The 12,028-nt window shown below is 58.7% G+C and carries 15 protein-coding genes; 5 read left to right on the top strand and 10 right to left on the bottom strand.

Annotated elements, in window-relative coordinates; genetic code table 11:
• Positions 1-62: 62 nt before the first annotated feature.
• From G8764_RS13665 to G8764_RS13640, 6 genes are all read right to left on the bottom strand, one after another.
• Positions 63-413, bottom strand: a complete 351-nt coding sequence (locus tag G8764_RS13665; protein ID WP_166165206.1) for a histidine triad nucleotide-binding protein — start codon at positions 411-413, stop codon at positions 63-65.
• Between the two features lie 21 nt (positions 414-434).
• The gene (locus G8764_RS13660) at positions 435-647 is read right to left on the bottom strand and encodes a Trm112 family protein (protein ID WP_207951885.1); all 213 of its coding nucleotides are present in this window, start codon (positions 645-647) and stop codon (positions 435-437) included.
• A 94-nt stretch (positions 648-741) separates the two neighbouring features.
• Positions 742-1,596 (bottom strand): M23 family metallopeptidase, encoded by an 855-nt coding sequence (locus tag G8764_RS13655; protein WP_341806394.1) that lies wholly within the window; start codon positions 1,594-1,596, stop codon positions 742-744.
• A gap of 183 nt (positions 1,597-1,779) precedes the next feature.
• Positions 1,780-2,325: a regulatory protein RecX gene (locus G8764_RS13650; protein ID WP_207951884.1), complete on the bottom strand. Its 546-nt coding sequence runs from the start codon at positions 2,323-2,325 to the stop codon at positions 1,780-1,782.
• A gap of 150 nt (positions 2,326-2,475) precedes the next feature.
• Positions 2,476-3,510, bottom strand: a complete 1,035-nt coding sequence (gene recA / locus G8764_RS13645; protein WP_166165204.1) for a recombinase RecA — start codon at positions 3,508-3,510, stop codon at positions 2,476-2,478.
• Positions 3,511-3,903: 393 nt separating this feature from the next.
• Positions 3,904-4,416, bottom strand: coding sequence for a CinA family protein (locus G8764_RS13640; protein WP_166165203.1), 513 nt, complete (start codon positions 4,414-4,416; stop codon positions 3,904-3,906).
• Positions 4,417-4,616: 200 nt separating this feature from the next.
• On the opposite strand from G8764_RS13640, the gene G8764_RS13635 reads away from it, so the two are divergent.
• Positions 4,617-5,120, top strand: coding sequence for a DUF2244 domain-containing protein (locus G8764_RS13635; RefSeq protein ID WP_166165202.1), 504 nt, complete (start codon positions 4,617-4,619; stop codon positions 5,118-5,120).
• A 25-nt stretch (positions 5,121-5,145) separates the two neighbouring features.
• The gene (locus tag G8764_RS13630) at positions 5,146-5,598 is read left to right on the top strand and encodes a methylglyoxal synthase (protein WP_166165201.1); all 453 of its coding nucleotides are present in this window, start codon (positions 5,146-5,148) and stop codon (positions 5,596-5,598) included.
• 4 nt (positions 5,599-5,602) lie between these two features.
• Here the strand turns inward: G8764_RS13630 and G8764_RS13625 are convergent, their stop codons facing one another.
• Positions 5,603-5,842 carry a DUF5062 family protein gene (locus G8764_RS13625; protein ID WP_166165200.1) on the bottom strand — a complete coding sequence of 80 codons (240 nt, stop codon included), beginning with the start codon at positions 5,840-5,842 and terminating at the stop codon, positions 5,603-5,605.
• Positions 5,843-6,072: 230 nt separating this feature from the next.
• Here G8764_RS13625 and G8764_RS13620 point away from each other — a divergent pair, with 230 nt between their 5' ends.
• Positions 6,073-6,342, top strand: coding sequence for a MoaD/ThiS family protein (locus G8764_RS13620; RefSeq protein ID WP_166165199.1), 270 nt, complete (start codon positions 6,073-6,075; stop codon positions 6,340-6,342).
• A gap of 50 nt (positions 6,343-6,392) precedes the next feature.
• A complete protein-coding gene (locus tag G8764_RS13615; protein ID WP_166165198.1) occupies positions 6,393-7,475 on the top strand; it encodes a WD40/YVTN/BNR-like repeat-containing protein in 1,083 nt (360 codons plus the stop codon).
• Positions 7,476-7,527: 52 nt separating this feature from the next.
• Here G8764_RS13615 and djlA read toward each other — a convergent pair whose 3' ends face one another.
• Entirely contained in the window at positions 7,528-8,349 is an 822-nt protein-coding gene (gene djlA / locus G8764_RS13610) for a co-chaperone DjlA (RefSeq protein WP_166165197.1), read from the bottom strand.
• A 307-nt stretch (positions 8,350-8,656) separates the two neighbouring features.
• Positions 8,657-9,442: a hypothetical protein gene (locus G8764_RS13605; protein WP_166165196.1), complete on the bottom strand. Its 786-nt coding sequence runs from the start codon at positions 9,440-9,442 to the stop codon at positions 8,657-8,659.
• Between the two features lie 233 nt (positions 9,443-9,675).
• Here G8764_RS13605 and G8764_RS13600 point away from each other — a divergent pair, with 233 nt between their 5' ends.
• A complete protein-coding gene (locus G8764_RS13600) occupies positions 9,676-10,665 on the top strand; it encodes an eCIS core domain-containing protein (protein WP_166165195.1) in 990 nt (329 codons plus the stop codon).
• A 93-nt stretch (positions 10,666-10,758) separates the two neighbouring features.
• Here G8764_RS13600 and G8764_RS13595 read toward each other — a convergent pair whose 3' ends face one another.
• Positions 10,759-11,838: an eCIS core domain-containing protein gene (locus tag G8764_RS13595; protein ID WP_166165194.1), complete on the bottom strand. Its 1,080-nt coding sequence runs from the start codon at positions 11,836-11,838 to the stop codon at positions 10,759-10,761.
• Positions 11,839-12,028: the final 190 nt, after the last annotated feature.

The raw sequence follows: 12,028 nt of genomic DNA, 5'->3' as shown, positions 1-12,028 counted from the left end.
AAGAAAAGCAAAACACCGAGTACTGCGGCGCAATATTTGCCACAGGGGGCAGCCAACCCCGTTTAAAAGCCCAGGTTCGCTTCCGAATAGCCTTTGCCGGCAAGGATATGCAGGTGTAAATGGAATACGGTCTGCCCGGCAGCCTCGCCATTATTCACAATCAGGCGAAAGGCGTCGTCCACACCCAACTGACGGGCGATATCCCCCGCCGTCAACATAAGCTGGCCGAGCAGTGCCTTGTCCTCCGCTGTGGCATCGGCCAGGCGCGGAATCGCCTTGCGCGGAATCAGCAACACATGTATCGGGGCCTTGGGGGCGATATCCTTGATACAGATGCAGTTATCATCTTCGTAGATCTTCTCGGCGGGTATTTCGCCGTTGATGATCCGGGTGAATAGTGTTTCTGCAGACATAACCTGACTCCTAATCCTGCCCTAACCCTGCGCCCGAACCTTGGCCCGGTGGGCATCCTTTTCATCTTCCGTTAACGGGCGTGCCTCGCTCTCCAGCATGACCGGAATATCGTCCCGAATAGGGTACGCCAACCCACTCTCCCAGCAGATCAATTCCTTGTTTTCACGATTGTATTCCAGCGGACCCTTGCTGACCGGACAAACCAAAATACTGAGCAACTTCTTATCCAACATAGCATTAACCTGAATTTTAAACCTGAATGGTAAATTATTGAGATCACCGGGCCAAACCAACCGCAATGGCATTCTGGCCCGGTGAATTATCCCCCTACTCGGCCCGCTCGGAAAGCAGATCGGCCATGGGCGGCACAATCAGTTGCGGATCAACCCGCTGGTCGAGCCAGTTCATGCGCCAATCCAGGTGCGGGCCGGTCACCCTGCCGGTCGCCCCGACTTCGGCGATCTCCTGCCCCTGCTCGATCAGCTCGCCCTTGGTCACCAGGATCTTACTCAGGTGCATAAACGTCGACGACAGACCGTGACCGTGATCGACAATCAGGGTGCCGCCGGAGAAAAACATGTCGTCGTGGGCCAGCACCACCTTGCCGCTGACCGGAGCCACAATACGGGTACCCACAGGCGCGGCCACATCGACACCGTAGTGTGGCCGGCGCGGCTCGCCATTGTAATAGCGCTGGCTACCGTACACACCGCTGATGGGACCCAATAATGGCCACTGGAACGCCAACCGGAAATCCTGGCGATCGCTGATGGGTGCTCGCGCCTCACGCACCAGAGCCGCCTCCTTGCGAATGCGAGCCAGATGCTCAGGGGCCGGATTGACCGTTTGCGCCGGCACTCCGTTGACCCGCTGAATTTTGTATTCGCGCTGCGCCACCGGGTAATTGAATTCCGCCACCTCGCCGCCCGGCGCCGTTACGCGCAAGCGGGCATTAGTGGGAAAGTCTCGATCGAGGCCGATTACGAAGGCCCCGTCGGCGCTAACAGTGACTTTTTTGCCGAGAAAACCTAGCTGATAACCGGGCGGCACCTGCCCCAGCAGAATGGCCCCCTGCTGCCACTGCCCTTGAATAACCGGCGCGGACACTTCAGCCCAAAGCAGCGGCGAACCAAACAAAAAAAGAAACGCGACGATCAGTCGCAGGCGCAACGGATTACACACAGCTGGCTTTTGCTCCGCAATAGGATTGAGAATTGGTTAGAAAGGAGAAAAGGGTAACACGGATAGGCGTTAGATAAGAAGATGGGCAGCGCCAGATAAGAAGGTAGCCGCAGCGCCAGATAAGAAGAACGCCCTGCAGCGGGATTAGAGCCTTGCGAGATAGAAGAACGCTGCGCGATCGCGCTAGCCGTCGTCCAGCGCCGCCTGGATTTGATCCTGGGAAAACCCGCGGTACTGCAGGAAGCGCACTTGCTTGGCTTTCAGTTTGATGGCAGCCTTGAAGCTGTCATGCTCGGCGGCGCCAAAGTCGTCCATCGGCGGCCCGGCAGAACTGCTTTCGGCCCCAGCCCTGAGTGATTCAGCCCTGTGAACCGCAGCCCCACGCGCACCCTGGAATTTTTTCCGCCAGACGTCATAGGCCTGGGCGTACCAGTCGTGCTCCGGCCGCCCCAGCTCGGTGGCGATAAGATCCCGCTCTACGCCCTTATCCTGTAACTCCTTGCGTATGCGCCCGGGTCCGTAACCCTTGCGCTTGCGCATGGCGATATAGGCTTCGGTAAAGCGCTGATCCGATTGCAAATTGTCACTGCAGAGGCCTTGCAGAACCTCCTCAATAAGATCGAAGGCGTCGGGATAGCGCCGTGTCAGTTTGGTTTGCAACTCCCGCCGCGAGTGTTCGCGGCGGGCCAGCAGGTCCATGGCGTAACAGCGCAGCTGCTTGCTATTCAAAGGCTGCTCATCCGACAGCTGGCTATCTGATAGATGTCTTTTTGAGAGCTGTCTATCCGAAAGTTGGGACGATACTTGTTGCAGGCTTGCGCCTGCTGGTTCATACGGCTCCATTAGCTGTCTACTCCCTGACGCTGGCGGCCCGGTGGCTTACTCCACCACTTCGAGCGCTGCAGCCTTCTTGTCAACCTTGACCGGTTCCGGCAGCAACTCCGCCCGAATCTTGCCTTCTATGGTTTCCGCAATCTCCGGGTTTTCCAGCAGGTACTTGGTCACGTTAGCCTTGCCCTGGCCGATCTTGTCACCCTGGTAGCTGTACCAGGCACCGGCCTTGTCGATCAAGCCCAGCTTGACACCGAAATCAATGACTTCGCCCAGGCGATTGGTACCACCGCCGTAGAGAATCTGGAACTCGGCCTGGGTAAATGGCGGTGCCACCTTGTTTTTAACCACCTTGACCCGGGTCTCAGAGCCCACCACTTCGTCGCCTTCTTTTACCGAGCCGATGCGCCGGATATCCATGCGTACCGAAGCGTAGAATTTCAGGGCATTACCACCGGTGGTGGTTTCAGGGCTGCCGAACATAACGCCGATCTTCATACGAATCTGGTTAATAAAGATGACCAGGCAGTTGGCGTTCTTGATATTGCCGGTGATCTTGCGCAGCGCCTGGGACATCAAACGCGCCTGCAGGCCCACGTGATGATCGCCCATCTCGCCTTCAATTTCCGCCTTTGGGGTCAGCGCTGCCACGGAGTCCACCACCAGCACGTCTACCGCGCCGGAACGCACCAGCATATCGGTCACTTCCAGGGCCTGCTCACCGGTGTCGGGCTGGGAGACGATCAGGTCATCCACATTCACTCCCAGTTTCTCGGCGTAGATAGGGTCCAGCGCGTGTTCTGCATCGATAAAGGCACAGGTGCCGCCCTTTTTCTGGGCCTCGGCAATGACCTGCAGGGTCAGGGTTGTTTTACCGGAAGATTCCGGACCATAGATCTCAACAATACGGCCGCGGGGCAAACCGCCGATACCGAGGGCTATATCCAGGCCCAGCGAGCCGGTAGAAATTGAGGGGATGCGCTCACGCTCTTTGTCGCCCATGCGCATCACCGTGCCCTTGCCGAACTGGCGCTCGATTTGACTCAGTGCTGCCTGCAAGGCCTTTTCTTTGTTTTGATCCATGACTAACCCCTTGTATCAATTGATGACTCGCTGAACGTTCAGTCTTGCAGTTCGGCCTTCGATCTCGCGCATAACGCACGCTATAAATCTATTAAATCAGCTCTATTAAACCAGCTATTAAAGCAGTTATTAAACCAGCTCTATTAAACCAACTTCAGAGCAAATCCATTAACTCCGTTTCGAAGCGACGATCCAGGCAGACACATTCAGGAAAACTTGGCTGCATTGAAGCATAATTCTTTTTACTGTACAAGCAACCAGTACTATTTTTTTATACAGTGATTTTACTGCCACTCTGCAACTGCTTGCCACGCCAGTATTTCAAACCCTTGCAGTGACGATCAAGCCCGGATAACGGCTAAAACCGCAGGCAGGTTGGTTACTGCAGGCAGATTAATACTTTTGTCCCGGTGCGTCAGGGCCACCTTCCTGCAGCAACGCCAGTAGCTTCTCCAGTGCCACCACCGTGGCCTGCTGGCGCACCGCCTGGCGATCACCGGGCAACTGTTGCCGGACGGTCAGCACCTTGCCCGGCAGTGCCCAGGCAAACCAGACCGTGCCCACCGGTTTATCGGCCGTGCCGCCATCGGGGCCGGCGACGCCACTTGTGGCGACGGCCACATCGGCTCCGCGGGCCAGCACCCCGGCTACCATTGCCTCCACCACCGACTGGCTGACGGCCCCATACTGTTCCAGGTCCGCGGCCGACACCCCCAGCAGACGCTGCTTGCTGCTGTTGGCGTAGGTAACCAGCCCTTCATCAAACCAGTTGGAACTGCCCGGCACATCGGTAATTGCCGCGGCCAACAGGCCGCCAGTGCAGGACTCGGCAGTGCCAATGCGCCAGCCTCGCTGCAGCAATTCCTGCCCCACGCGCTGCGCCAGTGAATACGTGTCAGACGACATAAATAGCCCACACCCGCTTCAGTTAAAAATCCAGATGCATCATACCCGTTTCTTCGCCCCGGAAAAGTCTTCAGCCGCCGCACCGGTATCAGTTCTCCCGCGCAAACCATGATCTGCTGCAGCCCGGTGACAGGGCATCCGAACGTCTACCAAATCTCCCATTGCGGCGTATACTGGCTATATGTGCAAGGGGTTTCACTATGGTTGTCACCGCCCGGCAGAATAACAATACCATTATCACGCTGCTGCCCAACCGCTCCGCCAGCTGGGCCGAGACGCGACTGTTCCTGTTTTTGCTGTGCGGTACCACCCTGGCGATCGGGGTTTTCTGGGCCTTTGTCGGGGCCTGGGTAATCCTGCCGTTTGCCGGTCTCGAAGCCGGGCTGGCGGCTTACTTTATCTACCGTGTCTGCCAGGCCACCTATCAGCGCCAGGTGGTGATCTGTTCCGCGGAGATTATTCTAGTGCAGTGCGGCTGCCGCTGCCCCGACCAGAGCTGGCAGTTACAACGGGACCAGACCCGGCTCTCCCTGGCGGAGCCCGAAAACCCGCTGGACGCCGCCGAATTGAGCATTTATGACCACCACCACCATATCGTGCTAGGCTATTTCCTCAACCAGCAAGACAAGCAACAGGCACTGGCCGAATTCAAGCGCCTTGGCCTGCTGGTGCGTCGCTACCAGACCGCCTCCGAACCACAATAACCTGGAAACCATTGCAGCCATTCTTATGCATTACAAATCGATCACTGTACCCGCCACCAAAACCCTGGCCCTGGTCGCCCACGACCACAAGAAAGCGGACTTGCTCGGCTGGTGCAAGCAACACTTGCAGCAGTTGCAACCACACAAGTTTTACGCCACCGGCACCACCGGCAAACTCATCGAAGCGGAGACCGGCCTGCCAATCAACAAGCTGATCAGCGGTCCGCTGGGTGGTGACCAGCAGATCGGCGCACTGATTACCGAGGGCAAAATCGACATCCTGATTTTCTTTTGGGACCCGCTCGCCGCCCAGCCTCACGACCCCGACGTCAAGGCCCTGCTGCGCCTGGCCGCGGTCTGGAACATCCCGGTGGCCTGCAACCAGAGCACCGCCGACCTGATCGTCACCTCATCACTGTTTGCCGGGTCCAGCAGCAGGATGGCGCCGGACTACGAGCGCTATCTGGCCGAACGCTAGCCCCTCAGGACTCCAGCTTCGATGCCCAGATCGCCAGCTTGTGGCGGATGGATTTTTGTGACACCTGATCTTCCGGCAGCGGGTGCAGCAGCTTGTCGTGCACCAGCAAGCGATAGATATAGAGCAGCCGGTCATTGGCCGAATCGGTGGCTTCAAACTTGGCAGCGCCGCGCTTTTCGGCGTAGTTCATACCGACGGTCAGCGCCTTTTTTACCAACTCTTTTTCGTTTTCCAGTTTTTTCATGGTTGAGTTTCCTGCTCCCTACGGCATGGTTTTGCGCGCCCGGCCCGCGGCCCGACGTCCAACCTGCCTTGGCCCTAGTCTAACCCCAGTTAGGCACTGACGCAGCCCCAATATCCAGCCCATTATCCAGGTTATGGCTAACACCAATGCTTGCGGACAAAGACAGCGAGACAACAGTAGCCGCAGAGTAGTATCCTGACCGCAGTTGCCCAGCAGCGAGGTCGCCGACTATGGCCCGCATTCATTTCACCAGTCACCTGCAACGCTACGTCGATTGTCCCACCCGGGAGGTTGAGGCGAGCACCCTGGGCACTGCCCTGCAGTCCGTCTTTGCCCACAACCAGCGCCTGGCCGGATACATCTTCGACGACCAACAGCAACTGCGCAAGAACATCGCTGTATTTATCGATGGCCGCCTGCTGCAGGACCGCGAGCAGCTCAGCGATCCACTGCGGCCGGACTCCGATGTCTACGTTTTGCAGGCTTTATCGGGCGGCTAAGGGCAATCTTTCACAGTTGGACATCCAGGCTATAACAGGGAGAAGCAGCAATGGGCGCAACACTGAGAGTGGGTACACGCAAAGGCTTGTTCGCATTCCAACGCCAGGCGGACGGCCAATGGCAGCAGGCCGGCGAGGCGGAATTTTTAGGGGATCCGGTCACCATGCTGCTGCAAGATTGGCGCAGCGGGGATCAATACGCCGCCCTCAATCTCGGCCATTTTGGCGTCAAGTTGCACCGCCGGGCTGCCGCTGCGAGCCAGTGGACTGAAATCGCGGCACCGCAATTTCCCCAGGCAGAGGGCGCCGACGGCCCGTCACTGCAACAGCTGTGGGAGCTGGTTCCCGGTGGCGCCGACCAGCCCGGGCTGCTCTGGGCCGGCACCATTCCCGGCGGCCTGTTCAAGTCCACCGACAGTGGCGCCAGCTGGACCCTGGTTGAGTCACTGTGGCAGCGGCCGGAGCGGCAGAACTGGTTTGGCGGCGGTTACGATCAACCGGGCATTCACTCTATCTGCGTACACCCCCAGGCCAGCAACACCCTGCGCCTGGCGGTATCCTGCGGCGGTGTTTGGGAGACCACAGACGGTGGCGACAACTGGACCCAGACCGGCCAGGGCCTGCGCGCTGCCTTTCTGCCGCCGGAACAGGCCTACGACCCCGTCTCCCAGGACCCCCACCGCATGGTCTGCTGCGCGGCCGCGCCACAACATCTGTGGATTCAACATCACAACGGTATTTTTCGCTCCACCGACGGCGGCCACAACTGGCAGGAGATCAACAGTGCCGGGCCATCGACATTTGGCTTTGCGGTAGCCGTTCACCCCAAGGATCCCGCCACTGCCTGGTTTGTACCGGCGATCAAAGATGAACGACGGGTGCCGGTGGACGACCGACTAGTGGTCACCCGCACACGGGACGGCGGCGCCAGCTTCGAGGTATTAAGTGCGGGTTTGCCCAACCCGCCGGCCTATGACCTGGTGTACCGCCACGCACTGGATGTGGACAGCAGTGGCAAGCTGCTGGCGTTCGGTTCAACAACCGGTAATCTTTGGGTGAGTGAAGACCAGGGCGACCATTGGCAGTGTCTCTCCAACCACCTGCCGCCCATCAATGTACTGAGGTTTGATTGATTACCGGGGCTCCTAAGCTGGTACCCCGAGCAGTTTCTTAAAATTTTAGCTCTTAAACAGACGTAGCCGGAGCCTCAACCTTGCGGGCCCGCTTGATCACATCGTAGGCGGCCTGGATTTCCTGGGAGCGCTCGGTGGCGGCTTTCACCATATCCGCAGGCACCCCCTGGCCAATCAATTTGTCCGGGTGATTCTCACTCATCAGGCGCCGGTAGGCTTGCTTGATTTCGGCATCGCTGTCGGCCTTGCTGACATCCAGCGCCGCATAGGCCGCCGACAGTTCGTCAACCTGGCTGCGTGCCCCGGCCCCGCCCTGGTATTGACCACCGCGAAATGCCCCCTGGGCGCGCACCATGCGCAATAATTGCTCAAAAGCGAAGCTGGAAAAGCCCAATCCGTCGGCGATCTGGCGCAGTATCGCCACCTCGGCCTCGTCAAAGTTACCGTCGGATATGGCAGTATTGAACAGGTACAGCAAAATCATGCGCGCCAGTTGCGGTCGTCGGCCACACACCTCGCGAAAATTGTGCAGGGTTTCCTCCGGGTCAAAGCCTGCCGCCGAGCCGGCCTTGAAGTATTTGATCGCATCGCGCTTGTGCTCAGGCGTAAGCCCCATCTCCTCCATCAGCCGCTGGGTTTGCTGCACTTCATCTTCCGACACGCGCCCGTCGGCCTTGGCCAGATAACCGATCAGGGTAAAGGCACTGCGGAAAAATACCGCCTGGATCGCCTGCAACTGGGCCGGCGACTCATCGTCCTGCAAACGGTTCATGGCGCGGTCAAACAGGCTGCCGATCAACACACCGATAATGGCACCGAGAAAACCGCCGCCGAAAAAGCCGAGCAAGCCGCCAATTAACTTTCCTGCAAACATTCTGGATCCTTTTTACAAAATTAAAGGCGACAGTTCGCCCCCCGGCATTAAACCATCAAATCGCCGCTATCGCTAAATCCAATCGTATGTAAACGACACAATCGTTGCTGGTGCAGTTCAAGCGAGGTAACGATCAACCGCTAATTACCATCCAGCGATTACCATCCAGCAACTACCAGACAGCAATTACCGCGCCAAACTGTACTGCCCCCGCCAATATGCGCCGGGTGAGTGCATACACAGGCCCCCTGCCAGGCACCCAAAAGTGCTGACTAGCGCCTGGCAACAATGTGGAAAAGGCTGGCGCTTAAAAACTGCCCTGGGCGCCGAGAAAGATGCTCATACCCAACTGCGGGTCGTAACCCAACTGCAGGCCCGCCCCAAACGGCAGTGCGCCACCGCCCTGTTGCTGTTGGCCGTAGAGTTTACCCGCGGTGCCGGCGAATTTGCCGACACTGCCGATGGCTTCGCTGTTGGCCGAGTATGCCGCCAGCGGATCATTGAGGAACTGCGGCGCCGCCCCGACCAGCCCGGGCAAGGCGCCACCGGCGGCCTGGGCCTGGGACGAGAAGACGTTGGGCATGGGCAACAGCGGCGCACCATAGCCAAAACTGGCATTGAGCGCACCCGTGGTATTGGCTCCGAGGCCATAACTGAAGGGCCCCGGTTTACCACCCAGCTGCAAACTGCCGACGCCGCTGCCCGGGTTAAACCCCAGCCGGGCCCGGAAACCTGGCCCAAAACTGGCACTGCCATAGATGTCATTGCCGTAGCTGTAACCCAGGCCCAGCGCGCCGAACCCGGTGCGGTAGCCGAGCGCTGCTTGCGAGGTGTCGGCAGAGGCGGAGAACGGGCCGCTGCGATAGCCCAGGCGTGGCGGTAGCAAGTTATAGTCGAAGCCCTGCTCTTCTTCGTCCTCCTGGCGCTGGATCAGGTCACCATCAGTGCGGGAGATCGAGACCGGTTGGTAGCGCTCCCCCGCCGCGAGGTGACTCCAGTGATTGCCAGCAGGCGACTTGCCCGGCGCGGGAGCTTTCGGCGCCGGGCTGCGGCCCTGGGTAGCAGTACTGTGATGGCGCTGTGATGCAAACATAATCGTCCTCAACTGAAATGGCCGCAGCGGCAACCCGTTCGCGGGTCGATTGCCCGGTGCCACACTGCCAGATAAGCCTGCCCATAATTCATTTTACGAGTTGTGCAGACCCTTTATAAAGCACTTAGTCGATATAAAGACGGAAACTGATAGTACCAAATGGTGTTGGTTCTGAATTTGTGGAAAGTGATAGCCTTTAAGGGTCACGTCAAGTTGAGATTAAGAGGCAGCCCATGCACGCTTTCAGGTCACAAGCCGGTGCCCAGGGGTCTTTTCGCGGGTCATCAATCAGCAAAAAAGCGGCCAGTACCGCGCGCCAGCCCCACGCTGGCTCCCTCTGGCATAACATCGCCACTGGGGTACTACCCGCCCGTCTTGCTCCAGCCAGCCTCTCTAAAGCACCCGGCAACCTGGTCCAGCGGCTGTGTGCCGGGTGCGAGGAAGAGCAAGCGGCACAGAACGCTGGGGTGCAGCCCAAACTCAACGTTGGCACCGTCAACGACCGCTACGAACAGGAAGCCGATGCGGTGGCCACCCAGGTGGCGGGGTCAGCACCTGCTGCGGCGCAGCGCAAGCCGGCAACATTGCCCAAATCTGCCGCGGCGCAATCACCCGGGGCCAGTAGCCGCGACTCTAGTCCGGCAAGCAGGCCCGGAATTGCCAGTGTGCAGAACATTGTCGCCGCACCCGGTGCCGGAACACCGCTGGCAGCGGAGGTGCGCAATCGGGTGGAACCTGTGCTCGGCGCCGACTTATCCGGCGTGACAGTACATAACAACGTCGCGGCCCACACTGCCACGGCCGCGATCAACGCCCGCGCTTTCACCCACCAGAACCACATTTTTCTCGGCGCCGAACAAAGTGACCGCGACGTCAGCCTGATGGCCCATGAATTAACCCACACAGTGCAACAGGGGGGTGTCAGCCTGGCCTCCCGTGCTGGTGCGAGGGAATCCGATAATTCCAGCACTAGTGGCACCGGTTTTAGTGACAGCAGCCCTGACAACGTCAAGCAAGGACACAGTGACAGCCCTTCAGTACAGGCCCTGTTCGACACAGGTTGCTACCGCAGCAGCTTTGCCGGCGTCTATGAAACCAAACGCGACTTTTTCTTCAACCGCATCGGCTGGGTACTGATCCACCCGGGCGAATGTACAAGCTGCGAAGGCCAATCAGTGATCGATTGTTGCGAGCCCGGGGATAGTTATTGCGCCGAGGAGTGATCCGGCACGTCCAATGACAATTGCAAACCCCGCCTGTTCTCGCACCATGAACTCCAATGTATGACTGGCCGCAATCATCGTAACTGGCCACGACTAGCCCATGCGCGTATCCCCTGTGGGCAGTGGGAAATCACCCACCTCCGGCACCCCGTTGAAAAACTCATCCACAGAACGCCAAAACTCATCTGACTCCCGCTGCTCGCGCAGCGCAATAATATGTCGATCGACCGCCTGGGCCCACTCATCAAAATAGAAGTGACGCAGCCCCATCCCGCCGCCCATCAAATCATTGGGGCCATCCACCGGATGACCGTGTTCGTCCGCTCCCGTATGGCTGTACTCTGAACTACCCGCACTGCGCTCAGCGGCGCTCAAGCCGTGTCCGGGGTGGTCGAGACCAATAAAATGACCGAATTCATGCACCGACGGTATCTGGGTCACCCCTGGTGCGCTCGACGATTTACCGATGGCAGCATTATCCGCTTCATCGAGGGTGCCATGGCTGCGATTACTGCTGGAAGTCCGGAACTCACTGGTCGGATTGGAAGATACGTCCACCTCCCAATCCTCAGACACAGAGAAATCCCCATCGGGAACCAGGGAAATATCCACCTGGGGCTTGTAACCGCGATCGATAATGCGCTGTGGCAACACATCACTGGCACTTGCCGGGGGGTACAAGGCGGTACTGCTGTTGTTGAAGGTATTCTCAATGGAGCTTTCAAAATCGGTGCGGAATGTGGTTTTACGGGCTGCAGTCCAACCCCGCCCGAGCAAATGATCCACATAAGTATCGTTGAAAATCAGTTGCACCAGAATGCCCCGCTCAGCAATTTGGTTTACATCATCGATATTCCAGGTTTCGCGGAAGATGGCGTTGTCATACTGCCCCGCCGCACCTTGGTTGTGCTCGATGTGCGCCAATTCGTGGGCCAGCAAGCGCTTGCCATCGTGACTGTTGCTGTCAAATTGCCCTTGGGCAAATGAAATAGTTTGCCCCAAAGTGTAGGCTCGCGCGTTCAGGGCTGCGGCATTCAGGTTGGCCCGGTTGTCATCCCGGTAACGGACGCTACCCAGATCCAGATCAGCGAAGCGCGGTTGGAAATAATCCAGTGCTGCCGCCGGCAGGGGCTTACCCGCGGCGGCATGGGCTGGCTTCGATGAACTGCCCACAGCCGCCCTGCCGATTGTCGGGCTCGCTTTGGCAGAGCCGGAGACAGAGGCGCACCCATCTCCCATTGCCATCACTCTGGCCGCCGTGCGATCCGCCCGTTGCTCCAGGCCGGTAGCGGGCTTGCTGAGCCTATAGCCAGCAAGATCGCCAGCAGGGGCAGGTTGCTTGTGCTTTGCAGGCTTGGGTCCC

This window comes from Pseudomaricurvus alcaniphilus, assembly GCF_011440395.1.
GTDB lineage: Bacteria > Pseudomonadota > Gammaproteobacteria > Pseudomonadales > Cellvibrionaceae > Pseudomaricurvus > Pseudomaricurvus alcaniphilus.
This window is presented reverse-complemented; position numbering and strand designations above follow the sequence as displayed.

What these genes read in the sequence shown, in the direction of transcription:
- G8764_RS13665 (WP_166165206.1), bottom strand. Translation starts at nt 413, where the DNA reads ATGTCTGCAGAAACACTATTCACCCGGATCATCAACGGCGAAATACCC.
- G8764_RS13660 (WP_207951885.1), bottom strand. Translation starts at nt 647, where the DNA reads ATGTTGGATAAGAAGTTGCTCAGTATTTTGGTTTGTCCGGTCAGCAAG.
- recA (WP_166165204.1), bottom strand. Translation starts at nt 3,510, where the DNA reads ATGGATCAAAACAAAGAAAAGGCCTTGCAGGCAGCACTGAGTCAAATC.
- G8764_RS13640 (WP_166165203.1), bottom strand. Translation starts at nt 4,416, where the DNA reads ATGTCGTCTGACACGTATTCACTGGCGCAGCGCGTGGGGCAGGAATTG.
- G8764_RS13635 (WP_166165202.1), top strand. Translation starts at nt 4,617, where the DNA reads ATGGTTGTCACCGCCCGGCAGAATAACAATACCATTATCACGCTGCTG.
- G8764_RS13630 (WP_166165201.1), top strand. Translation starts at nt 5,146, where the DNA reads ATGCATTACAAATCGATCACTGTACCCGCCACCAAAACCCTGGCCCTG.
- G8764_RS13625 (WP_166165200.1), bottom strand. Translation starts at nt 5,842, where the DNA reads ATGAAAAAACTGGAAAACGAAAAAGAGTTGGTAAAAAAGGCGCTGACC.
- G8764_RS13620 (WP_166165199.1), top strand. Translation starts at nt 6,073, where the DNA reads ATGGCCCGCATTCATTTCACCAGTCACCTGCAACGCTACGTCGATTGT.
- G8764_RS13615 (WP_166165198.1), top strand. Translation starts at nt 6,393, where the DNA reads ATGGGCGCAACACTGAGAGTGGGTACACGCAAAGGCTTGTTCGCATTC.
- djlA (WP_166165197.1), bottom strand. Translation starts at nt 8,349, where the DNA reads ATGTTTGCAGGAAAGTTAATTGGCGGCTTGCTCGGCTTTTTCGGCGGC.
- G8764_RS13605 (WP_166165196.1), bottom strand. Translation starts at nt 9,442, where the DNA reads ATGTTTGCATCACAGCGCCATCACAGTACTGCTACCCAGGGCCGCAGC.
- G8764_RS13600 (WP_166165195.1), top strand. Translation starts at nt 9,676, where the DNA reads ATGCACGCTTTCAGGTCACAAGCCGGTGCCCAGGGGTCTTTTCGCGGG.